Source organism: Streptomyces roseoviridis, assembly GCF_039535235.1.
GTDB classification, from domain to species: domain Bacteria; phylum Actinomycetota; class Actinomycetes; order Streptomycetales; family Streptomycetaceae; genus Streptomyces; species Streptomyces roseoviridis.
This window is the reverse complement of the sequence record NZ_BAAAWU010000001.1, coordinates 6937190-6959752: the sequence shown is the minus strand read 5'-3', so window position 1 is coordinate 6959752 and position 22563 is coordinate 6937190. Positions and strand designations below refer to the sequence as shown.

Here is a 22563-nt window from a genome sequence, read left to right as displayed (position 1 = left end):
GGGGGTCCCGTTGGAGCGCCGGGCAGGGACGCGCCGGGCCGGCGCCTGTTCCGGGAGGGGCAGTGCGCGGGGCCCCGGCAGGTCGGCGCGAGGGCCCCTCCAGGGTGCTCCTGCCTTCTCCTGGTCCCGGTCGGCCGCGGGGCGGGCAGGGACCACCGCAGGACGGGGACGGTCCGACCCGGACGCTCACCGGGCCGAGGCGGGGTCCCTCAGGGGTTCCCCCGCCCGCCGGCGGGCTCCTCGGGCACGGCCTCGCCCCGCCCGAACGCGACGGCGGCGCCCCTGCCCGCCCGCGAGGCGGCGTAGGCGGCCTCACGCAGGCGGCTCAGACGCGCGGTCGGCCGCAGATCCGGTAGGCGGTGCCGGTACGGGTCGTACGCCTCCGTCTCCTGGGGCACCGGGGCCTGCGGCGCCCCGGTGGTCAGCGTGCCCAGGGGCCGCAGCGCCGGGCGGCCGGGCACGGACGCGCACAGCGTGAGGACCACCGGGCCCTCGGCGAGAGATCGGCGCAGCCCTTCGAGACCGGCCGGAAGTCCCGTCCGCTCCTCACCGGGCCACAGCGTCAGCAGGAGGGTGCGGGCGCCGACCCGGTACGACAGGAGGGAGGAGTAGGGACCCGCGAGCGCGTCGCGTCGCGGCAGCGGCAGGTGCCGGGAGCGCGGCCCGCTGCCGCTGCTGGTGAACAGCAGGTCCAGCGGGAGCCCCGGGCCGCCCGCGTCCGGGACGCGCAGCGCGATGCCCAGGGCGTCGGGCAGGTTCCCGGGCAGGCCGAGAGCGCGTGACCACCGCATCCGGACCGGGTGGCTGCCGTCCCGGTCGAGCCACGGCACGCCCCAGACCGGGCCCTCACGGGGCCGTATCCGGAGCGTCGCCGGGGCGGTGACGCCGTGGGGGTGAAGGGCGGGAGCGGAGCGCCGGGCTGCCGTGCGCTCGACGAGACCGCTCACCGCGCCGAGGGCGGCGCGCCGCAGCCGCTCCGTGTCCGATCCGGTGACCATGCCGTGACTCCTCGCATCCGTCGCGCCGTACCGACTCCGCGCCGCTACCCCTCCGGCCGCCGTTCAGTCGCGCCGCCCCGGTCTCGCGTCCGCCCCGTCTCCGCCGCTCACGCCGCCCGCGCCCTCCTCGCCCCGTGCCGTCGCCGCGGGCTTGCCGCAGGCAGGACCGGGTAGGGGCCCGGCATGCACGAGACGCACGCCCCGGCCACGATGACGACCGTCCGGTCACTGGACGAGCTGACCGAGCTGATCGGTACGCGGCGCCCTCTGTACATCCGGTGGTCCCTCGGCCCGCAGACGGACCTGTCCACGCCGACGAGCCGGGACGGGCTGACCGGGGTGGAACTGCCCGGCCTCTCCGCGAACCCGCTGGACGTCGAGGACTGGTGGGGCGACCGCTCCCTGCGCACCTGGGCGGCGCGCCGCTTGTACGACTACTCGCACCTGCCCCGGGTCAGGGACGGCCGGGTCCGGCCCTGGCTGCTGCACGGCAGGGAGGTCGGCCGTGGCCCCGACAACGAGCCGCTGGTCCGGGACGTGCGGCCCGTCGGCTGGGTCGACGAGCGGGTCATCGCCCAGGCGGAAGAGGAGGTCGCCCGGCAGAAGGGCCCCTGGGGCCCGCTGGCCCGCCCCTGACCGTCGCCCCCGGCCCCGGATCGCTCGGCCGCTCGCGCTGACCGCTGACCCCGCCCCTTCACGCTTCGGCCGCCCGCGCCGGACCGCCGCCCCCGTCCCCGCACCTCTTCGGCCGCCCGCCCCTCGCCCCGCCCGGCCCCGGCCCCACCGCTTCGGCCGCCCGCTCCTCGCCCCGCCCGGCCCCAACCGGTGGCTCCCGCGAGCGGCGCCGGGGGAACACGCCCGGGACGCGCGCACACCGACCCGCCACGTCCTAGGGTGGCGTCATGCGGCTGCTGCTCACGTCGGACACCCATCTCCCGTCCCGCGCCAGACGCCTTCCGGAGGAGCTCCTCGCGGCCGTCGACCGGGCCGACGTCGTCCTCCACGCCGGGGACTGGACCGACGAGGCCGTCCTCGACCTGCTGGAAGGGCGCGCCCGCCGCCTCATCGGCGTGTACGGCAACAACGACGGACCCGCCCTGAGGCGGAGACTCCCCGAGGTCGCCCGGGCGGAACTGGCCGGGCTGCGCTTCGGGGTGGTGCACGAGACGGGGGCCGCGGCGGGCCGGGAGCAGCGCTGCGCCCGGCGCTTCGGAGACCTCGACGTCCTGGTGTTCGGCCACAGCCACATCCCCTGGGACTCCACGGCCCCCGGCGGACTGCGCCTGCTCAACCCCGGCTCCCCCACCGACCGCCGCCGCCAGCCCCACTGCACGTACATGACCGTGGACGTCGCGAACGGCGCCCTCGGTGAGGTCGCCCTGCACCGGCTGCCTCCGAGGAGCACCTGAGCGGGCCGGCTCCGCCGACGGCGCCGGGGCGCGCGCCCCTCCCGCATCATGGACCCCGGAGGGCTCTCGTCGAGGAGACGGTCGCCATGACACCACTGATCAAGCCGCATCCGCTCTTCGCCCGGCTGTACGCCGGCTGGGCGGGTCCCGCCCTGGAGAAGGCGGGCATGGGCGAGCACCGCCGGCGGCTCCTGGACGGCCTGGCGGGCGAGGTGATCGAGGTCGGCGCGGGCAACGGGCTGAACTTCCGGCACTACCCGCCCGGGGTCACCCGGCTCGTCGCCGTCGAGCCGGAGCCGAACCTCCGCCGGCTGGCGCGGGACGAGGCCCGCCGCGCTCCCGTCCCGGTCGAGGTCGAGGCCGCCAGGGCCGAGCGCCTGCCCTTTCCCGACGCGTCGTTCGACGCGGCCGTGGTGTGCCTGGTCCTCTGCTCCGTCGCCGCCCCCGGCCTGGCGCTCGCCGAACTCCACCGGGTGATCCGGCCCGGCGGACAGCTCCGGTTCCTCGAACACGTGCGGGCCGAATCCGCCATGATGCGACGCGTCCAGCGCGCCCTCGACGCCACCGTCTGGCCCCGGCTGGCGGGCGGCTGCCACACCGGGCGCGACACCCGGACGGCCCTCGTCAGCGCCGGTTTCACCCTCGGCACGATCGACCGCTTCGCCTTCCCCCGGGCCCGCGTCCCCCTGCCGACCGCCGCCCACATCCTCGGCACCGCCGTACGGCCCGGTCCGGCCGGCACCGGCTGACCGCCCGACACCCGCTGACCGCCCGGCAGCAGCTCACCGGCCGTCACCCACCGACCGGTCGCCGCATCGCCGCCGGCACCCGCCGACCGGTGGCGGGGTGGCGACCGGTCAGCCGGGTGTCCTCGGCGGCGTCCCGTCTTCCGTTCACTCACCCGGCCCGCCGGTTCCATCCGCTGGGCGTACGGGCGGGCGCGGGACCGGCCGGGGGCCGCCGCGGCGGCCGGGCCCTTGCGTACGCCGCTCCGGCCGCCGTGCGGCGGGAGCCGCATCGCCCCTCGGGGAAGCACGGGCGGTCTCAGGTGAGATGCGGCGCGGACGGGGCAGCCGCACCATGACCGTGACATCGCAGTCGAACCAGGAGGTCGTCATGCCCCGAGGATCCAGCCCCAAGCGGGAGCGGCAGTACGAGCACATCAAGGAGTCCGGCGAGAAGCGCGGGATGTCCGAGGGCCGCGCGAAGGAGATGGCCTCCCGCACGGTGAACAAGGAACGCGCCCGCTCCGGTGAGAGCAAGACGGCGAGCCGCAGTTCCACGCAGGGCAAGTCCGCTTCGCAGCGCGGGGGCGAGAAGTCCCGTGGCGGTGGTGGCGGGTCGTCCGAGCGCACCAGGGACGAGCTGTACGAGGAGGCGAAGAAGCGCGGCATCGAAGGCCGCTCCACGATGAACAAGCAGCAGCTGAAGAAGGCCCTCGGCCACTGATCCCGGCTCCGCCCGCGGCGCCGGAGCCGCGGCGGGCCGCGCCCCGGCGCACGAGCCCGCCCCCTCCGGCGCCGGGCCCCGGCCGGCACGCGGGCGGGCGGGCGGGGCGCACGGATCAGGACCAGGTGGCGGCCACCAGAGACCTCTCGGCGGCCGCCAGGTGGACGGCGGAGGCGAGCCAGGCGCGGGCGTAGCCGTCCGCGGAGGCGTCGACGAGCCGGCCGAACGCGTCCCGGGGGCGACGGTCGGCCTCCGCCGTCAGGGCCTCGGCGAGCTCCGCGGCCGCGACCAGTCCCGCCCTGCGCAGCGGGGTGGCGGACGCGGCGCGGTCGGTGCCGCGAGCGGCTTCGGCGATGGCGCGCCGCCCGCCCGCGACGCCGCTCTCCAGGAGCCGGCGGATCCGCCACAGCGGTGCCTCGGCCAGCGGGTCCGGCCCCGCGGCCGCCAGGTCGTCGGGCACGTCGTCCGGGGCCTCGCGCGGGAAGTGGTCCCCCTGGAGCCGTTCGTACCCCAGGTCGACTCGGCCCCGCCGGTCCTCCGGGAGCCGCAGGGTGCGGGGCTCGTCCGGCACCGGACCGACCGCCAGCGGCCGGAGCGTCGCCGCCCGGTCCGGGTCGGGCCGGCCCAGGACGCGCAGGGCGAGGCCGGGGTACGCGCCGATCCGGCGCAGGTTGGCGGCGTAGGGCAGTTCGGGGTGCGGATGGGCGGCGGCGAGGCGCACCAGCGGCCCGCCTCCCCGGACCCGGACCAGCAGGTGGTCCTCCCGCGCACCGAGCACCTCGACGTCGCAGCCGAGCAGCGCCGTGCCGGTCGTGCCGGTCGTGCCGGTCGTGCCGGTGTCGAGTGCCTCCGCCATCGCCTCGTGCACGGGGCGGGCGAAGACGGCCGCCGCGGGCTCCTCCGACCAGTCCACTCCGCGCAGCGGGGTGGCGCGGACGCCCCGGCCGGCGCCGAGTCGCCCGTCGGCGGACACCGTTGCACCGGCGATCAGCAGGCCACCGCGCGCCAGACCGGCGTGGTCGAGGACGGCGCCTCCGAGGGCCACGGAGGCCGATCCGGCCCCCTGGGCGCGGGCGAGGCCGCCCGGTCGCACGTCGGAGAGGGTGTAGAAGACGCCGTCGGAACCGACGAGGTGGGTGGCCACTCCCCCGTATCCGGTGGCGGACAACACCGGTTCGCGGCACAGGCCGTGCACGCGCAGGCTGCCGCCCTGCCCGTACGCGCGGCGGCCGCCTCCCGCGGCGCCGGACCCGGCGCTGCCGGCGGCGAGCAGGGCGGCGGCCGCGAGCAGTTCGCGGAAGGCGGCGGTGAGGTCCCCGAGCCGCTGGCCCGGGTCGCGCTCACGGGCGGACCGCAGCCCCCGTACGACCCTGAGGGCGGCGGCCTCGGCACCCGGCAGCCCGGCCAGGCGCGCGGTGTGGGCGGCGCGCAGGAGTTCGGCCTGGACGACCGAACCGCCCGCCGTGACCCCCGCCGACAGGGCGCCGGCGGCGGCCTGCCACAGGGCGGCACCGGCCCGTACCTGCGCCGGAGTGAGCGCGGGGGCGGGCTCGGGGTCGGCGGGGGCGGCGGGGGGCGGGCCGGAGGTGGCGGGCTCGGCGCCGGCCCGTCCGGTCGGGGCCGGAGCGGGGGGTACGGCGCTTCCCGTCGCCCCGCCGGGGTGGCCCGGGTGGTCGGGACCGTCGTGGCCCGGGTGGTCGGGACCGTCGGTGCCGGTGGCCGTCGGGCCCTCGGGGGCGTGCGTCTCCGGGTCCGCCAGGGGCGCGGCGCCGAGCACGGCGGCCCGGTGCAGACAGCGGGGGGCCAACAGGCAGGTGCAGACGGCCTGTTCGGGTGCGGTGACCGTACCGGAGGGGCCGGGCCGCAGGGTGACCAGGGTGTCCTCGCCGAAACGGACCTCGACGGTGCCGTCGGGGCCCGGCACGGCACGTTCGCCGCACTCGGCGACGGCCGCGTCGAGTTTCCTGCGGAGCCGCGCGGTGAGCTGCTCGACGGCCTCGGCGAGGACCTCGGGGGCGACGGGCGGCAGGAGTGCGGTGCTCAACGGGCTTCTCCACGGAGGCGGTCGCCGACCCAGCGGGCGAGGGCGAGGGGGCTGAGGGCGGCCACGGGCATGCCCGCGGCGGCGAGCCGGCGGGCCACCGGCACCGAGTAGCGGGGCTTCCCGCCGTCGTCGAGGGCCGCGCAGCCGAGCAGGTGCGCTCCCGAGGAGGCCAGTGCGCGGACCTCGCCGAGGAGACCGGCGAGCGGTGCGCCCTCCTCGAAGTCGCTGACCACGACGACGAGGGTGCGGCTGGGCACGGTGACGAGCGACCGGGCGTGCGCGAGGCCCGCCGCGATGTGCGTGCCGCCGCCGACGCGCACCTCCAGGAGCAGGGACAGCGGGTCGTCGACCCGGTCGGTCAGGTCCACCACCTGGGTGGAGAAGGCCAGGAAATGGGTGGACAGGGTCGGAACGCCGCCCAGGACCGCGGCGGTCAGCGCCGACCAGATGACGGACGCCTCCATGGAGCCGGAGACGTCGACCACGAGGATCAGCCGCCAGTCGGCCTCCTTGCGGGAGCGGGTGCTGAACACCGGGCGCTCGGGGACGATCCGTATCCGCCCGTCGGCGGTACGGCGGGTGTGGACCAGATTGGCGCGCAGGGTGCGGGCGAGGTCGAGGCGGCCGCCGGGGCGGCCGGTCGGGCGCGGGGTGGCCAGTCCCGAGAGCGCGGGGCGCACGCGGGTGGCCAGTTCCCGGGCGAGCTCGTCGACGAGCCGCTTGACCAGGGGCCGCAGCCGGGCGAGCCGGGCCTCGGGCATGCCGCCGGCGAGCGACAGGACCGAGCTGAGCAGTTCCACCGACGGCCGGACGGTCGCCGGGTCCAGCTGGGTGAGGACGTCGTGGCGCCCGGTGTCGGCGGCGTCGGCGAGGACCTCTTCGCGGACGTCGCTGCCGAAGAGCGCCTCCAGCTCCGCGGACCATTCGCGGGCGGTGGGGAACGACGTCTCCTGGCCGCCGCCCTGCCCGGCCGCTCCGCCCTCCAGGTCCTCGGCGCCCTCGCCGCGGCCGCGGCCGTAGAGCTCGTCCAGCGCGTGCGCGTACCGGCGGGCGCGGGGGCTCAACCGGTCCTGGTGGCGGCCGAGGAGCAGGCGCCACCGGTCGGCCGGGTCGAGCCTGCGGGCGGGGGCGGCGGCCTGGGGGGACGCGGGGGCTGTCGTACGACCGGCGGGCGCGGGGCCGGCTTCGGGTTCGGGTTCAGATTCGGCTGTGGTTCCGGCTTCGGGTTCGGGTCCGGCTCCGGCTCCGGGTTCGGCTCCGGGTTCGGCTCCGGCTCCGGCTCCGGCTCCGGGGACGGTGAGGGCGGGGGCCATGGCCTTCAGGGCGGCCAGGCCGGCCGCGTCGGCCGCCGCCCACAGCGCGACCAGCTCGGGCGGAGCGTCGAGGGAGAGGTCGGGCCGGTCGCCGAGCCGCTCGGTGACGGTGGTCAGCATCCGGTCGCGGGCGGCCGGGGCGAGTGCGTCGAAGCCGCCGCGCAGGGCCGGGAGTCGGTCGAGGAAGCCCTCGTCCGTCAGGGTGTCGACGCGGTCGAGCAGCGGGGCGAGGGCGTCCGGGGACGCCTGGAGCAGGGGCCCGGCGGCGGTGAGCAGGCCGGTGAGCCGCTTGCCGAGGGCGCGGCGGGTGTCGGGTCCGGTGGCGCCGTCGATCCATCCGGCCACGCGCTCGCCGAGCCCGGCGGCCGGGTCGAGGTCGAGCATCACGCGGACCGCGAGGGCGGCGCCCTGGACGAGCGGGGAGGCGTCGGCGGCGAGGTCGGCGAGCGCGTGGTCCATCCGCAGGCCGAGCTGCCGGGCCGCCGCGCGGTCCGCCAGTGCCACCAGGGACGCGGCGTCCGCCGGGGCGTCGCTCCCCGCGAGGCCCGGAAGCGCGCGGACGGCGGCTTCGAGGAGTTCGCCGATGAGCTCGCCGGCGGTGGTGCGGGCGTCCGGCGTCGTCCCGGGGTAGTGGCCGCGGCGCATGCCTTCGAGCAGGTCCATGGCGGTCAGGAGGTCGGGCAGGTTCGCGGTGCCGGGCAGCACGGCGGCCGCCTCCCGGAGCCGGGCGTCGACGAGGTCGGGCAGGTCGCAGCGTGCGGCGGCGGAGAGCCCGGCGAGGATCTGCGGCGGGGTCGGGCCTCCGTCGGCGGCCTCGCGGCGCGCGGTCTCGCGGAGCGTACCGGCGGCGGCCTGGGCGGCGGTGACGCCGCGGGCCCCGGCGAGGTCGAGGCGCGCGGGCACCGAAGGCGTCCAGGACAGGCGCCACTTGGTGCCGAGCGCCGTGCCGTCGCCGGTGGCGGCGACGGCCACGGGCTCGCCGTACGACGCTCCGATGACGGACAGGCGTTGGAGGAGCACTTCCCTGCGGGCGTCCAGGGGCGAGCGCAGCGGATCGAGGCGTACCTCGCGGGGGCCGGGATCCTCCGGGCCGGGCAGCCGCAGCCGGGCGAGTTCCTCCTCCACGCAGGGGCCGAGACCGGAGCGCGGAGCGTGCGGGGTGATCCGGCCGCGTGCGGTACCGACGAACACGGCTTCCAGGGCGCGCGCCAGGGCCCGGCCGCGGCCGAGGGGTTCGCCCTGGCCGAGGACGGTGGTGACGGCCTCCAGCAGTTCGCCGCGCCCGGGGGCGGGCAGTCCGCGCAGCGCGGCCAGGTCGCAGGCGAGCCGCAGCGCCTCGGTGGCCTCGCCCGTACCGGCGGTGTGGCCCGCGCGGCGCAGCTCCCGGCACAACCCGGTCAGGGCGACGGAGGCCGCGGCGCGGAGCCGGTCGGGGACGCCGCCCGCCTCGAACACGGCCTGCTGCCAGCGCGGGTCGCGGATGCCGGCCGGGTAGCCGGAGCGGGAGTCGAGCAGGTCGAAGGAGTACGGCACGAAGGAGGTCACGGCCGCCTCGGCCGCCGCCGTCCCGCCACGGCCCCGGCCGGTCCCGGGCCGCTCCGGGTCCCCTCCGGCCGTCAACGGCGCGTCGCCTGGCGTCGTGTCGTTCAGGACGAGCGCGGGGGCGTGGAAAGCGCCGATCACGGCGGCGACGCGGCGGCCGCCGTCGGCGGCGGATGCGAGGATCCGGCGCATGTGGGCCTCGCGGGCGAGGTCCGTGGCGGGGACGGCGGCGTCGGTGCGCAGGGCCCAGCCGACGCCGAGGGCCGCGCGGCGCACCGCCTCGGGGGTGCAGCCGGGTGCGAGCACCTCGACGGCACGGTCCCACAGGTCGTCGCCGTCCCGGCCGGTGCCCGCGGCGGCGAGGGCGGCGGCGAAGGAGCGCCGTGCGGGCTCGTCCTCGTCCGGGCGGGCGGCGGGCAGGGTCCAGCCGGGGTCGGCCAGCGGCAGGTCGCAGCAGACGACCTCGGCGCCCCGGGCCCGGGCCCACCGCACGGCGGCGAGCTCGGGCGAGAAGTCGGCGAAGGGGTAGAAGGACAGCCGGCCGCCCTCGCCGGTGCCGGCCAGGGCGACGGGGGCGACGGTCTCCGGGTCGGCGAGGTGCTCCAGCCAGGGCTGGAAGTCGGCGGGGAGTTCCACGCAGACGACCTCGGCGCCCGCCTCGTCGAGCAGCGCGGGCACCACCGCGGCGAGTGCCGGGCTGTGGTGGCGCACTCCCAGCAGGTACGGGGTCCTCGACGCGGCGAGCGCGTCCACGGCGGTACGGGGGTCGCCGGCGGGCACCTGGGTGTCGGCGTGGGTCAACGCAGGCTCCCGCGCAGGTCCCAGAGGCGGCGCCACATGGCGGAGCCGGTCTCCGCGCGGCGGCGGACGGGGCCGTCCCAGTAGCCGAGGAGCCGGGCGTGGTCGGCCGGGTCGTCCTTGCGGACCACGCCGAGGAGGTGGCCGGGGAGCAGGTCGAGCACGTCGCCGCCGGGCAGGTAGGCGGCGGCGAGCCCGAGGGAGGCGGCGACCTGGACGGCTTCGGCGGTGGACATGACGGTGCCGGGCCGTTCGACGTCCCAGCCCTCGGTGGAGCGGCCGGAGCGCAGGTCGCGGAAGACGGTGACGAGGGCGTCCAGGACGGCGTCGTCGACGGCGAAGTCCGCTCCGGCCCGCTGGACGGCCGCGACGGCCTGGCGGCGGATGAGCACCGCTTCGGCGTCGGCGTCGGCGATCGGGTCCACGGTCTCGAAGTTGAAGCGGCGCTTGAGGGCGGCGGACATCTCGGAGACGCCCCGGTCGCGGAGGTTGGCGGTGGCGATGACGGTGAATCCGGGTGCGGCGCTGACGACGGCGTCCTCGGTGGAGGTGAGTTCGGGGACGGTGAGGCGGCGGTCCGACAGGAGGGAGACCAGCGCGTCCTGGACCTCGGGCAGGCAGCGGGTGATCTCCTCGATCCGCACCACGCGTCCGGTGCGCATGGCGGACAGCACGGGAGAGTCGACGAGGGCCTGCGGGGTCGGTCCCTGGGCCAGGAGGAGGGCGTAGTTCCATCCGTAGCGGAAGGCGTCCTCGGTGGTGCCGGCGGTGCCCTGGACGGTGAGGGCGCTGGTGCCGCAGACGGCGGCGGCGAGCAGCTCGGACAGCATGGACTTGGCGGTTCCGGGCTCGCCGGTGAGCAGCAGGCCGCGCTCCCCCGCGAGGGTCACGACGCAGCGCTCCACCAGGGCCCGTTCGCCGACGAACTTGGGGGTGATCGCCAGCTTGGCGGGGAGGCCCGCGCGGCGCTTGGGCAGGGCGAGTTCCACGCCGTCGCTGCCGCAGACGAAGGTGACGACGGCGCGCGGGGTGAGTGCCCAGCCGGGCGGGCGGGGGCCGGGGTCCTGGGCGGCGAGGAAGGCGAGTTCGGCGGCGTGGCGTTCCTCGGCGGGGCGGACCTGGCGGGCGGGGGCGGGCTGTTCGGTGACGGTCATGCGTCGCTTCTCTCGGGACGGTGCTCGGCGGTCTGGCGGAGACGGAAGGGGGTGGGTACGTGAGGGGGTGGACGGGGCGGTTCGGGTGGGGCGCGCCGCGCCGACCGCCACCCGCCGGGCGGTGGGCGGTGGGCACGGTCGCGTGCCGCGGCGCCCGCGCCCGGCAAGGCGGCGGTGCGGCGCGGTCGCTTCGCCGGGCCCCCGCGGCGCCGCTCACCGCCGGCGGCGGTGCGGCGCCGCGGGGGTGCGGCGTCCCCCGGGGGCCGGGAGCCGGGAGTTCCGGGCCCCCGGCCCTGGGCCGGTGCTCAGCGGCGGCGGCGGGTGCGCTTCACCTTGAGTTCCTCGAAGCGCGGGAGGTCGCCGTCGAGGATCCGCTGCCAGGCCCGGGCGTACAGCTCGGCGACCGGTTCGACCGGCACGAGCGTGCCCAGGGCGGGCCGGTGGCCCGCGAGCGGTCCGTACATCGCCAGCTTCCACAGCTCGACGGGCAGGACCGGCGCCGACTGCTCCGCCCAGGCGCCCGGCAGGAACAGGGAGCGTCCCGCGCGGGCCCGTACGGCCGGCACCACCAGGTCGGTGGCGGCGAGTTCGGCCCGCGCCGCCTTCAGCCGGGCCGGCTTCCAGCCCGTCCATCGGGCGGTGTTGCGGTCCGTCGGGTCGGGCAGCGCCAGGAGCATCAGGTACAGCGTGGCGGCGTCGGCGCTCAGGCCGTGCGCCGCGGCGGCCTCGGTGACGAGCGAGGGTACGGAGCGGGAGGGGTCCTGCGGCCACCAGGTGCCGTCCGGGCCGGTCTCGCCGGCCGCGGGCGCGCCGGGGTCGGCGAGGAGCCGTGCGAACGCGGGGTCGTGGGCACGGCGCAGCGCCGTCTCGACCGTGGTCGGATGCTGGTCCGGGCCGCGCAGCGCGGCCAGGTACGGGTCGGAGCCGGTGGAGTCCAGCAGGGAGGTCCGCAGGGCCGGCAGCGGCTGGCCGTCGTGGGTCGCCATCAGCACCGCCCCGTAGCGTTCGTGGTCGGGTGCCGTCTCCGTGGGGTTGCCGGCGGCCTTCCGGAACTCCGCGAGGCTGGTGTAGTGGCCCGCGGCGAGGAGCAGTTCGGGAGCGGCCAGCCGCTGCCGTACGGCGGTGAGGGCGGCGGGCAGCGTCGCGCGCAGCGGGTCACCGGCCGGGAGCCGGTGCGCCATCCAGGCGGTCAGGCTCATGGCGCCCGTGAGGACCTCGCTGGTGAAGGGGGCATCGGCGGGAGTCGCGGGCTGGGGGCGGTCGTTCACGATCCGCCAGGCGACGTCGGTGCCGAGCTCCGGCGAGGCCGCCGGGTCGAGGAGTGCGGGCAGCGCCCGGTGGGCGGGCCAGCCGCCCCGTGCGGCGCGGGCCGCCTCGGCGGTGAGCCAGTCGGGCACCTGGACGCGACGGCCGACGCGGGCGTTCCACACCTCGGCCGCGGCGGTGACGTCGGGGCCCTCGGTCCACAGCCGTGCCGGGTCGGCGGGCAGCAGCGCCGCCACGATCTCCTGCCGTACCTCGACGGCCAGGGCCCTCAGTTCGTCCCGGGCGTGCGCCGCTTCGGTGACCTTCAGTTCGAGGGTCTTGCGCAGCTCGGCGGGCAGGAAGTTGTTCTCCCAGTGGTCGATGCCCGGCATGCCGGCGAGGACGAGCCGGGCCAGCGCCCGGGAGGCTCCGGTGAGCCGGCCGAACTCCTCGGCGGCCTCGGGCTGGAAGGGGACGCCGCCGCGTGCCCGCGCCTCGGTGAGGAAGGCGGTGAGCCAGTCGGCCTCGCGGGCCGGGTCGCCGACCGGGAAGGTGCCGCGCACCGTGTAGGGGCCGGGGACCTCGAAGCGTCCGCTCGGGTCGTACAGGAGGGCGCCGAAGTCCCGTCCGTCGGGGACGCTTTCGGTGTGCTCGGTGATGCCGAGGACCGCTCCGCCGCCGAGCGGCATCACGCTGCGGTGGGAGACGTCGCGGCTGTGGCCGTCGGGGGTGGACAGGTGCGGCGGGTCCAGGTGGAGCAGGACCCGGCGCCAGTGGCCGGCCGATCCGGTGGTGGAGGCCAGGCCGAGGGCGTCGATCCGGGCGAGCAGGGTGAGCAGGGCGTCGTGGTGCTCGTCCCGCGTACCGGGGGCGACGGCCCGGTAGGCGACGGCGGCCGGCTGGTGGAGGAGCGGGGTGAAGGACAGCCCCGAGTAGGGCAGCGGGGGCACGTCGAAGTGGAGGCGTCCGGGCACGGCCGGGGCGGCGGTGTCGGCGCCGGCCGCGGCCAGCTGCGTCAGATAGCGGTGGGTCACGTCGGCCTCGGCGCCCCACCGGTAGTGGCGGGAGCCCTCGAGGCCGCCGAGGGCCTGGGCGATCACCCGGTCGGACGGTCCCTCGACGCGCTGCTCGGCGGGCTCGGCCCCGGCGTGGAGGCGGGCGGCGACGGCGTCCAGGGACTGCTGCTGCCGGACGGCGAAGCGGAGCACCTTCACCACGCCGGCGACGAGTCCGGGTGCCGTGAGCTCCGGCAGGGCGGTCGTCACCAGTTCCGGGAGGTCCGTCGCCCGCTCGGCCGCGACGGCCGCCTTCAGCAGGGCTCCGGCGGTGGCGGCGTCGGCGGAGCGCAGCGCGGCCGAACCGTGGGGGTCGCGGGCCCGCAGCGCGTAGAGGAAGTGCAGCGGCGGCAGGGCCGAAGCGGCGGTGGGGAAGAGCTCGTCGCCTCCCGAGTCGGTGGTCGTCGTGACGACGCCGTCCGGGTCGCTGAGCGAGAGGGTGCGCCATTCCCGGGTCACGGCGCGGGGGCGCTCGTCACCGGGGAACGTCAGGGCGGCGAGCGGCATCTCGGCCCCTTCGGGCAGGGTGACCTCGCGTCCCGTGGTGTCGCCGGCGTGCCAGCCGTTGCCGGGGAGCCGTACGACGCGCCAGCCGAGCAGGCCGTCGGCGGGGGCGCCGAGGGCGGAGCCCGCCACCACGGGAGCCGGGCGGAGCCAGGAGGAGAAGGCGGCGAGCCGGGCGCCGGACGCGTGGGGGCGCAGGGCGTCGGCGAGGAAGCCGGGCTCGGAGCGCCGGCCGTAGGTGCCTTCGGCGGGGTCGTACTCGATCCAGCCGCCGTCGCCGTGGCGCTCGCCGTTGTCCCAGGTCCAGTAGGAGGTTCCGTCCGAGAGGAGGAGGGCCTCCTGGGGCAGGCGGGTGTCGCCGGCGTACAGGACGCCGCGTCCGGTGGTGCGGCCGCCGCCGGGCAGCGGGAGGCTGATCTGGCCGGAGCGCAGGTTCCAGTGGTCGGCGCTGCCCTCCAGGGAGAACACGCGGTCGGGCGCGGTGTGCCAGTAGCCCTGGACCGCGCCGCCGTAGGCCCGCCAGAAGACCAGCAGGGCGCCGTCGACGTAGTGGAAGCCGGTGCGGTGCACGGAGGCCGGCACGCGCAGGTCGTGGACGAGGACGGTGGAGTCGGCGTCGACGACGCGGACCTGCTGGGCGTTGGCCACCACGAGGTGGGGCCACGCCTCGACGACGGTCAGGTTCTGGACGGAGGCGGGGGCCGGTGCCAGCTCGGCGAGGGCCTGTTCCCAGGCGGGCCAGTGCAGTTCCTCCCACAGGCCGCCGCGCAGGGTCCGGGCGAGCGTCTCGCCGAGGTCGGCGCCGGCCGCCGCGGTGACCTCCTCGGGTGCGAGGGCGAGAGCTTCGCGGGGCAGCCACGACAGCGTCGCGAGGGCGTCGGGCAGGCCGGGCAGTCCGGCGGCGACGGACGCGCGGGCGACCTCGCGCACCCATCGGGTGAGCATCCGCCGGCCGCCGGCCGAGGCGGCGAGGCGGCGCATGACCTCCTCGCCGTGGCTGCCGCCCCGGTAGCTGTTCGCGCCCTTGTCGAAGGCGGGGTGAAAGCGCGGGTCGGCGGCGATCGCCGCCAGGTCGCGGGGCTGTTCCGAGCGGACCCAGTCGGACAGGTTGAGGCCGCCGCGGTGGTGGCGCCCGGTCTCGGGATCGGGGTCGGCGACGGGGATGTCCAGGGCGAGCAGCAGGTCGAGCAGATTGGCGTCCTCGACGCCGATCCTCAGGGCCCCCCGGTCGTCGGGGCGGGCCGCCAGGTCGGCGCGGAGCCGGCCGGCGGCGCGGGCGACGAGGTCGAGCAGGGCCGGCGGCGTCGGCCGCCCGCCCCAGCCGCCGTGCCGGGCGGCGTGGAAGCGCTCCAGCCAGCCCGCGGCGCCGTCGGCGCACTGCTGTTCGGCGGGCAGGCCGGCGTCGACCAGTCCGGCGTCCGCGCCGGACTCCGTGAGGATCCCGAGCCACAGGTCGCTCATCTCGCCGTCGTCCGTGGGCGGGGTGAGGGTGAGCAGGGTGCCGCGGACCGCCGGGACGCGGCGGGCCAGGGCGATCAGGGCGGTGCGGTGTGCCTTCCACCAGCCGGCGGCCGCCCTCAACGTGGCCGGGAGGGGCAGCAGTTCGGCGAGGTAGTCCTGCTCGGACTCGGTGCCGGGCAGGCCGGCGGCGCGGGCCAGGCGCCGCAGTTCGACGGCCGCCTGGGCGGAGGGGGGCGAGCCCGCCCGCGGTGCGGCGCACGCAGAGCCGGCGGAAGCGCTCGTACGCCTCCACGGGCGTGAGGCGCGCCGCGAGCTCCTTGCCGTATCCGGTGAGGACCTTCACGGGCAGTGCGCCGGCGAGGGCGAATTCGAGGAAGACGGCGTCGAGGCGGTCCTCGTCGACGGTCAGGCCGTGCTGGGCCTCGCTGGTGCGGGCCCGGCCGAAGAGCTGTCCCGCGTAGGTGGTGTTCTCCACGGCGAGGAAGACCCGGGCGGCCTGCTCGTAGAAGACGGGGAGGAAGTGGGGGACGGAGGAGGCGAGCCGGCCGCCCAGTTCGAGGCAGGCGTCGAGGGCGGCCTTGGGCTTGGTCCTGGCCTGCCGGGCGAGCCGGTCCAGCTCGGGCACGACCGCGAGCGCGTGGTGCCCGTCCTCCGGGTGGTGGACGAGGACCCACTCGGGGAAGCCGAGTTCCTGGCGCCGGCCGAGCCCGACCACGGTGGGTTCCGCGGCGGGTTCGAGGCCGAGGAAGCCCGCGGCGAGGTCCTCGGCGGCACCGAGTTCGGCCGCGGCGAGGCGGACCACGACCCGGTCCTCGCCGAGCGCCGGATGGCGGTAGGTGCGTGCGGTCAGCTCGACCGCCGTCGGGCCCGCCCCGTCGGCGTCGGCCGGGAGCACCGCCCCGGCGTCGAGGAGTTCCCTGTTGTCCGTAGCGGTCGTGCCGGTCACGCGTCCCCACCCTTTTCGATCGTGCGGCCGGCGTAGAGCGCGGCGGCCATGCGCATTCCTTCGGACCAGGCGACCGGTCCCACCTCGTCGAGCCGCACCGCGCGGCCGTCCTCGTCGTGCCAGCTGAGCGCGCCGGTCTCCGACTCCCCGTCCCAGTACGGTTCGCCGATCCAGACGGACGCCTCGGTGCCGCGGCCGCCGTCGCGGACCTTGCAGGTGGCGTAGCCGCCGGACACCCGGTAGCCGAGGGAGGTGGCGCGGGCGGCGAGGCCGAAGCGGGAGGCGAACTTCCCGCCGGCGTAGTCCCGTACCTCGGTCGCCGTCCTGGGGTGAGGGGTCGCCGGGCGGGTCCAGGTGGCACGGTGGATCTGCTCGACCCGCTGGGTGATGCCGAGTTCGGCCGCGAACTCCCGGACGTCCTCCAGGTCCGGCAGGAGCACCGGGTGCGGCAGGGTGACGGTGCGCGGCGCGAGCCGTACGGTCTCGCCGTCGAGATCGACGACCTTGAGGCCGCCGTCCGCGTGGACGTCGCGCAGGAAGCCGACCTCGTCCGGGTCGTCGCCCACCACGGCCATGTCCCGCAGTGCGGAACGCCACGCCTCGTCCGGCCACACCCGGGCGATCAGCGCGGTGGGCACCGGCAGCGAGGACACCATCCAGGCGTCCACCTGGGCCACGCACGCGTGCGCGTGCCGGTCCAGCCACTCGGAGAGCCGGCGCAGCCTGTCGACCTCGGGCCGGTCCCGCAGCGCCTTCGGCACGGTTTTCAACTGCCGTCCCCCGGTGCGGCGCGCGACCACACGCCCGCCCTCGTCGAGGGTGATCTCGTACCCCTCGCCCGCATCCAGCCACGCCATCAGCCGCGCCCCTCCGCCCGTTCCACCACTCGTCAGCGCAGCACGGAACAGGGGCCCGATGCCCCTCGGCTGCGTATGCGAGCGAGATTACGCAGGGCCACTGACAACGGGCGCGGGGCCCCCGTCGCCGGACCGTCGGCAGGGCGTCGCGGCGTGGGGCGCTACGGGCGGCCGGGGCAGGAGCGCTCCGCCGTGGCCGAGTGCGGCCGCGGCCGAGTTCGACCGCGGTCGTGTCACCGGGCGTCGCGGTCGTCCGGGGTCGTCCACGAGTCGCCGCCCGCGCGCTGCGCCCGCGTCGGGTCGCCGACCGGCCGGCGCCTGCGGGCGACGCGACGGCTGCCCCACCAGAACGCTCCGATGAGCAGCGCCACGACCACGACTCCGATGACGACGGCGAAGAGAACGGCGTTGGAGCCGGCCGATGCGAGAACGGGCGCGGTGGCGAGGGCGTTCATGGTCACCTCTCAGGTCTTCCCGGGCGGTGCCCGGGATTCGGACGGTCGGTCGGCGCCGTGGCGGTCCGGCTGCCGGGCGCTCGGGCGTGCATCCGCGCCTGTCCCGTCCCGGCCTTTCGTAAACGCCCCGGCCGGACGGCCCTCGCGGGGCCGGCCGGCGGTCACGGCCGGTCGACCGCGTCCAGGAGGTGGGGCCCGTTGTTGCGGACGCTGTTGACCGCCGGGGAGACGGGACGGGCGTCGAGCCGGCCGTCCCCCGGCGGGACGAGCAGGGCGCGCAGGTCGTCGGTGTCCTGGTGGCGGGGGTCGAGCCAGGCGTCGTAGTGGTCCGGCCGGAGCGCGAGGGGCATGCGGGGGTGGACGCGGCCGGCCGCGTCGGTGGCCTCGGTGGTGAGGATCGTGCAGGTCACGAGCCAGGCGTCGGGATCGTCGTCCTGCGTGACGTGCGGGGCGCGCCAGAACTCGTACAGTCCGGCCATGGCCATCGGCTGACCGTCGCTGGGGTGGATGAAGTACGGCTGTTTGCGCGTCCTGCCCGTCGCCTGGTCCTCGACGGGATCCCATTCGTAGAAACCGTCGGCCGGCAGCAGGCAGCGCCGCCTGGCGAAGGCGCTGCGGAAGGCGGGCTTCTCGTGCACGGTCTCCACGCGCGCGTTGATCAGCCGGGAGCCGATCTTCGGGTCCTTCGCCCACGAGGGCACCAGTCCCCACCGCAGCGCCCGCAGCTCGCGGCGCACCTCGTCGCCGTCGTCCCGGGCGGCGCGTTCGAGGACCGCGTAGACCTGGTCGGTGGGGGCGACGTTCCAGCTGGGCTCCAGTGTCTCCTCGGGGCGCCAGTCGGTGACCCCGAACAGGCGGGTCAGGTCCTCGGGCCCACGGGTGGAGGCGTAGCGACCGCACATGGGCCCACTGTGCCACGGCGCCCCGGCCCGCTCGACCGGACACTCCCCGGGGGCCCCGGAGAGTTCCGGCCCGCGCCCTGGGCGCCCGTCCCGCCCCCCTCGCCTCCTCCCTGCTCCTCCCCCACCGCCTCGCCGCGAGACGCCGGGGGTGCGGTTTTCCGAACCCCCGGTTCGGGTGGCGGCACCATCGATCGGCGGCCGCGGCGCTCCGAGGATGGGGGCATGGCTGAGACGATGATCGAGAACGGTACGGGGACCGCGGCGCGGGCGGAGGGGCTGCACCGCGAGTACGGGCGGGGTGCGGCCGCCGTACGGGCGCTGAGGGGGGTGTCGGTGGCGCTCGCGCCGGGGACGTTCACGGCGGTGATGGGGCCCTCCGGATCGGGCAAGACGACCTTGCTGCACTGCCTGGCCGGGATGGACCGCCCCACGCGGGGGTCGGTCTGGTGGGGTGACACGGAGGTGTCGCGGCTTCCGGAGCGGCGGCTGGCCGAACTGCGGCGCACCCGGATCGGGTTCGTCTTCCAGGCGTTCAACCTCATGCCGGCGATGACGGTCGCGCAGAACGTCGAGCTGCCCGGCCGGCTCGCCGGGCGGCGCCCCGACCGGGCGCGGGTGCTCGACGCCCTCGCCCGGGTGGGGCTGGCGGGCCGCGAGCGGCACCGGCCGGGGCAGCTGTCCGGGGGGCAGCAGCAGCGGGTGGCGATCGCCCGGGCGCTGGTCGCCCGCCCCCAGGTGGTGTTCGCCGACGAGCCGACCGGCGCGCTCGACCGGAACACCGGCCGCGAGATCCTCGCCCTGCTGCGGGACGGGGTGGACCGGGACGGCCGGACCTGTGTGATGGTGACCCACGATCCCGTCGCCGCCGGGTACGCGGACCGGGTGCTGCTGCTGGCCGACGGCATGGTGGTCGACGAGCTCGACCGGCCCACCGCCGCGATGGTCGGCGAGCGCCTGAGCCGGCTGGGCGGGTGAGCGCGATGGTGTCGATCGTCCGCGGTCCGTCGTTGGCCCTGGGGCAGATGCGCCGGCGTCCGGCCGCCTTCGCCGGTCTGGCGGCGGCGCTGTTCCTGGCCATGGCCGCCGTGACGCTGTTCGGTTCGCTGCTCGCCGCCGCCCTCGCCGCCCCGGCGTCCGTGCGGGAGGCGGCCGACGGGCCCGGCTTGGTGGTGATCGCCGGTGCCTTCGGCGAGATCGCCGTGCTGGTCGCGTTCTTCGTCGTCGTGAACGCCCTGGGTTTCACCCTGCGGCAGCAGCACCGCGAGCTCGCCCTGCTGCGCACCGTCGCGGCGACGCCCCGGCAGACCCGGCGGCTGGTGCGCGGACAGGTCGTGGCGACCACGCTGCTGGTCGCCGTACCGGCGTGGCTCGCCGGCGCGGCGGCGGCCCGGTGGTTCCTCGCCGCGCTCCAGGAGCGGGGGATGGCGGCGCCCGGCCTGCGGGTGCCGTGGTCGCCGGTCCCGATGTTGGTCGCTCTCGTGGCGGCCCTCGTCGTCGGTCTGGCCGCGACAGCCCTCGCGGCCCGGCGGATCTCCCGTATCTCCCCGGCCGCCGCCCTCACCGCGAGCGCGACCGAGCACGCGCGCACGGGTGTGCCGCGGCTGCTCGCCGGGATCGGCGTCCTTGCGGGCGGCGTCCTCCTGCTGCGCCTCGCCGCCACCAGACCGCCCCACGAACTGGACAAGGCGGGGCAGGCGGCGCTGTTCGGCTCGCTGGTGCTGCTCGTCGCCGTCGCCCTGACCGGGCCGTTCGCGGCCCGTGTGCTGTCGGCCGTGCTGGGCGCGCCCGTACGGGCCCTGGCGCCCGGCGTCGGGTGGCTGGCCGACGCCCACCTGCGGGGCTACGCGCGGCGGTTGTCGTCCGCCGTGGTCCCGGTCGCTCTCCTCGTCGGGCTTTCGGGCACCATGTCGATCATGACAAGCACCGCCCGGCACTCCCCTGCCGCGACGACGAGCGCCGCCTCCGCGACGGACGTCTGGCTCCGGCAGGCCGAACTGGCGCTGCTGCTCTGCTTCGCCGCCGTGTCCACCCTGAACACCCTCGTCGCCGTGACCGCCGAGCGCCGCCGGGAGTTCGCCCTCCTCCGCCTCGTCGGCGCGACCCGCTCCCAGCTGCTGCGCATGCTCACCGCGGAAGCGGTCCTCACGACGGCGGTCGGTGTCCTCCTCGGCGCGACGGTCGCCGCCGCCGCGGGCGCCGCCTTCAGCACGGCGGCGACCGGCTCCGCGCTCCCCTCGGTCCCGATGGCGGCCTGCTGGTGGACCCTGGCGGGGGCGGCGGCCCTGACCGTCCCGGCCATCCTGGTTACCGGTCTGTTCGCCGTACGCGGCCCGGCGGCGGAGTCGGCGGGCGGCGGCCGTGACTGACGCGAAGGGGAGTCGGGGGGCGAGGCCGGGCGACGCGCGGGCGGGCAGGGGCGGGGCGCCCCTTCGCACCGGCGCCCGCACCCGCGCACGCACCAGCGTTCGCACCCGCAGCCGCGTCCGGTCGCACGTTCGCTCCCTCCGTGCCGGGGAGTGGGCCTTTGCCGTTGCCGGGCTGCCGTTCGCCCTGCTCGGGGGCGTCTACGCGCTGGCGGTGCTGTACGCGGGGACGTTGCTCTCGCTCACCGTGCTGGGGCTGCCGTTCCTCGTCGTCGGCCTTCTGGGCGCCCGTGGGCTGGGGGCGGTGCACCGGCGCCTGGTCGGGCGGCTGCTCGGCGAGTGCGTCGAGGAGCCGGCACCGTTGCCGCGCCCGGCCGGCGCGATCGCGCGCGGGCGTACCGTGCTGGCCGATCCGGTGGCCTGGCGGGCGTTGCTCTACCTGGTGCTGCGGCTGCCGCTCGGTCTCCTCGGCGCCGCGTCCGCCGTGGTCCTCCCGCTCGGCTGTGGCTGGCTGGTCGGCTTCCCCCTGTGGGTACGGCTGTTGCAGCCGGGGCCGCGTCCGGCCGGCCTGCCGGACGTCGCCGCCGTCCTGCTCGGGCTGCTGCTCCTGGCCTGTGTCCCCCCAGCCGTACGGATGCTGAGCCGGGTGAACCGGTGGCTGGCGCGGCTGCTGCTCGGCCCGGCCCGCGTCCAGCGGCGGGTACGGGAGCTGGAGAGCGCCCGCGCGTCCCTGCTCGCGGAGAGCACCGACCGGCTGCGCCGCCTGGAGCGCGACCTGCACGACGGCACCCAGGCCCGCCTGGTCGCCCTGGCGATCACCCTCTCGCTGGCCGAGGACGCGCTGGCGCCCGCGACCGCCCCGGACCTGGGGCGGCTGCGCACCCTGCTCGACCGCGCCCGCGGGCAGACCGACGACACCATCACCGAGCTGCGGCGGCTCACCCGGGGCATTCACCCGGCCGCCCTGGACGGCGGCCTGCACGAAGCGCTGCCGGGGCTCACCGCCACGTCGTCCGTGCCGGTCGCGGTCCGGCTCGACCTGACCGGACGTCCGGATCCGGCGATCGAGCGGGCCGTCTACTTCTGCGCCGCCGAGCTGCTCACCAATGTCGCCAAGCACAGCGGTGCCTCCGCGGCCGCGCTCACGGTGACCGCCGCCGACGGCAGGGTCCGCCTGGTCGTACGCGACGACGGGCGCGGCGGGGCGGCCGTGGGCACGGGCCCCGGCGGGGCCGCCGGCACCGGCCACCGCGGCGCCGGGACCGGCACCGGTACCGGCACCGGTCTGGCGGGCCTGGCCGAGCGGCTCGCGGCCGTGGACGGCGTCCTCACGGTCGACAGTCCGCCCGGCGGCCCCACCGTGGTCACCGCGGAGCTCCCGGTGACACTGTGACGTCTCGTCAGGTACCGCTCTCGGCGAGGTAGGTGAGGACGGCCTTCACCCGCCGGTTGTCGGCTTCCGTCGCCACCAGCCCGAACTTGCCGAACACCGCGGCGACGTGTTTCTCCACCGCCCGCTCCGACACGACCAGGGCGGCGGCGATGGAGCGGTTGGAACGGCCCTGCGCCATCAGCTCCAGCACCTCGCGTTCGCGCGGGGTGAGGGCGTCCACCGGGCGGCGCCGTCCGCCGCGCATGAGCTGGGTGACCACCTCGGGGTCGAGCGCCGCTCCCCCGCCGGCGACCCGGTGCAGGGCGTCGACGAACTCCGAGGTGCGGGCGACCCGTTCCTTCAGGAGGTATCCGACGCCCGCGGCGCCGTCCGCGAGCAGCCGGGACGCCCACGCGGTCTCCACGTGCTGGGAGAAGACGAGGATGCCGGTCCCGGGCGTCGTCGCCCGGATCTCGACGGCGGCGCGGATGCCTTCGTCGGTGTGCGTGGGAGGCATCCGGATGTCGATCACGGCCACGTCGGGCCGGTGTTCGGCGACCGCGGCGAGCAGCGCGGGTGCCGTCCCGACGGCCGCCACCACCTCGCAGCCACGGGCGCCGAGCAGCTCGGTCATGCCGTCCCGGAGCACGACGGAGTCCTCGGCCAGCACCACGCGCAGGGTTTTGTCGATCACGA

At 77.2% G+C, this 22563-nt stretch carries 15 protein-coding genes and 1 pseudogene; 7 read left to right on the top strand and 9 right to left on the bottom strand.

What is annotated here, in order from left to right:
- Positions 1 to 209: 209 nt before the first annotated feature.
- Complete coding sequence (locus ABD954_RS31445) at positions 210 to 998, bottom strand: phosphodiesterase (protein ID WP_345491183.1); 789 nt, start codon at positions 996 to 998, stop codon at positions 210 to 212.
- 183 nt (positions 999 to 1181) lie between these two features.
- Here ABD954_RS31445 and ABD954_RS31440 point away from each other — a divergent pair, with 183 nt between their 5' ends.
- The 4 genes from ABD954_RS31440 (at position 1182) to ABD954_RS31425 (ending at position 3856) form a co-directional block, all read left to right on the top strand.
- Positions 1182 to 1634 (top strand): DUF6098 family protein, encoded by a 453-nt coding sequence (locus ABD954_RS31440; protein ID WP_345491182.1) that lies wholly within the window; start codon positions 1182 to 1184, stop codon positions 1632 to 1634.
- Positions 1635 to 1900: 266 nt separating this feature from the next.
- Positions 1901 to 2407 (top strand): metallophosphoesterase family protein, encoded by a 507-nt coding sequence (locus tag ABD954_RS31435; RefSeq protein ID WP_345491181.1) that lies wholly within the window; start codon positions 1901 to 1903, stop codon positions 2405 to 2407.
- An 86-nt stretch (positions 2408 to 2493) separates the two neighbouring features.
- On the top strand, positions 2494 to 3156 hold the full coding sequence (locus ABD954_RS31430) for a class I SAM-dependent methyltransferase (RefSeq protein WP_345491180.1): 663 nt from the start codon (positions 2494 to 2496) through the stop codon (positions 3154 to 3156).
- Positions 3157 to 3523: 367 nt separating this feature from the next.
- The gene (locus ABD954_RS31425; RefSeq protein WP_345492591.1) at positions 3524 to 3856 is read left to right on the top strand and encodes a plasmid stabilization protein; all 333 of its coding nucleotides are present in this window, start codon (positions 3524 to 3526) and stop codon (positions 3854 to 3856) included.
- 115 nt (positions 3857 to 3971) lie between these two features.
- On the opposite strand, the gene ABD954_RS31420 is transcribed toward ABD954_RS31425, so the two are convergent.
- From ABD954_RS31420 to ABD954_RS31385, 7 genes and pseudogenes are all read right to left on the bottom strand, one after another.
- Complete coding sequence (locus tag ABD954_RS31420; protein ID WP_345491179.1) at positions 3972 to 5900, bottom strand: hypothetical protein; 1929 nt, start codon at positions 5898 to 5900, stop codon at positions 3972 to 3974.
- Positions 5897 to 9556 carry a vWA domain-containing protein gene (locus ABD954_RS31415; protein WP_382745944.1) on the bottom strand — a complete coding sequence of 1220 codons (3660 nt, stop codon included), beginning with the start codon at positions 9554 to 9556 and terminating at the stop codon, positions 5897 to 5899. The genes ABD954_RS31420 and ABD954_RS31415 overlap by 4 nt, the downstream gene beginning before the upstream one ends.
- Positions 9553 to 10707, bottom strand: a complete 1155-nt coding sequence (locus ABD954_RS31410; protein WP_345491178.1) for an ATP-binding protein — start codon at positions 10705 to 10707, stop codon at positions 9553 to 9555. Before ABD954_RS31410 ends, ABD954_RS31415 begins: the two co-directional genes overlap by 4 nt.
- 305 nt (positions 10708 to 11012) lie before the next feature.
- Positions 11013 to 15918: pseudogene (locus ABD954_RS31405) on the bottom strand (DNA-binding protein).
- Complete coding sequence (locus ABD954_RS31395) at positions 15915 to 16775, bottom strand: DUF4132 domain-containing protein (protein ID WP_345491175.1); 861 nt, start codon at positions 16773 to 16775, stop codon at positions 15915 to 15917. The pseudogene ABD954_RS31405 and the gene ABD954_RS31395 overlap by 4 nt, the downstream one beginning before the upstream one ends.
- 233 nt (positions 16776 to 17008) lie before the next feature.
- A complete protein-coding gene (locus ABD954_RS31390; protein WP_345492586.1) occupies positions 17009 to 17230 on the bottom strand; it encodes a DUF6479 family protein in 222 nt (73 codons plus the stop codon).
- Positions 17231 to 17391: 161 nt separating this feature from the next.
- Positions 17392 to 18132, bottom strand: a complete 741-nt coding sequence (locus ABD954_RS31385) for an SOS response-associated peptidase (protein ID WP_345491174.1) — start codon at positions 18130 to 18132, stop codon at positions 17392 to 17394.
- 222 nt (positions 18133 to 18354) lie between these two features.
- On the opposite strand from ABD954_RS31385, the gene ABD954_RS31380 reads away from it, so the two are divergent.
- The 3 genes from ABD954_RS31380 to ABD954_RS31370 all read left to right on the top strand — a co-directional run bounded on the left by ABD954_RS31380 (position 18355) and on the right by ABD954_RS31370 (position 21888).
- Positions 18355 to 19107 carry an ABC transporter ATP-binding protein gene (locus tag ABD954_RS31380; RefSeq protein ID WP_345491172.1) on the top strand — a complete coding sequence of 251 codons (753 nt, stop codon included), beginning with the start codon at positions 18355 to 18357 and terminating at the stop codon, positions 19105 to 19107.
- A 5-nt stretch (positions 19108 to 19112) separates the two neighbouring features.
- Positions 19113 to 20498, top strand: a complete 1386-nt coding sequence (locus ABD954_RS31375) for an FtsX-like permease family protein (protein WP_345491170.1) — start codon at positions 19113 to 19115, stop codon at positions 20496 to 20498.
- Between the two features lie 172 nt (positions 20499 to 20670).
- Positions 20671 to 21888, top strand: coding sequence for a sensor histidine kinase (locus ABD954_RS31370; RefSeq protein ID WP_425584114.1), 1218 nt, complete (start codon positions 20671 to 20673; stop codon positions 21886 to 21888).
- Positions 21889 to 21895: 7 nt separating this feature from the next.
- On the opposite strand, the gene ABD954_RS31365 is transcribed toward ABD954_RS31370, so the two are convergent.
- A complete protein-coding gene (locus ABD954_RS31365; protein WP_345491166.1) occupies positions 21896 to 22561 on the bottom strand; it encodes a response regulator in 666 nt (221 codons plus the stop codon).
- Positions 22562 to 22563 lie beyond the last annotated feature (2 nt).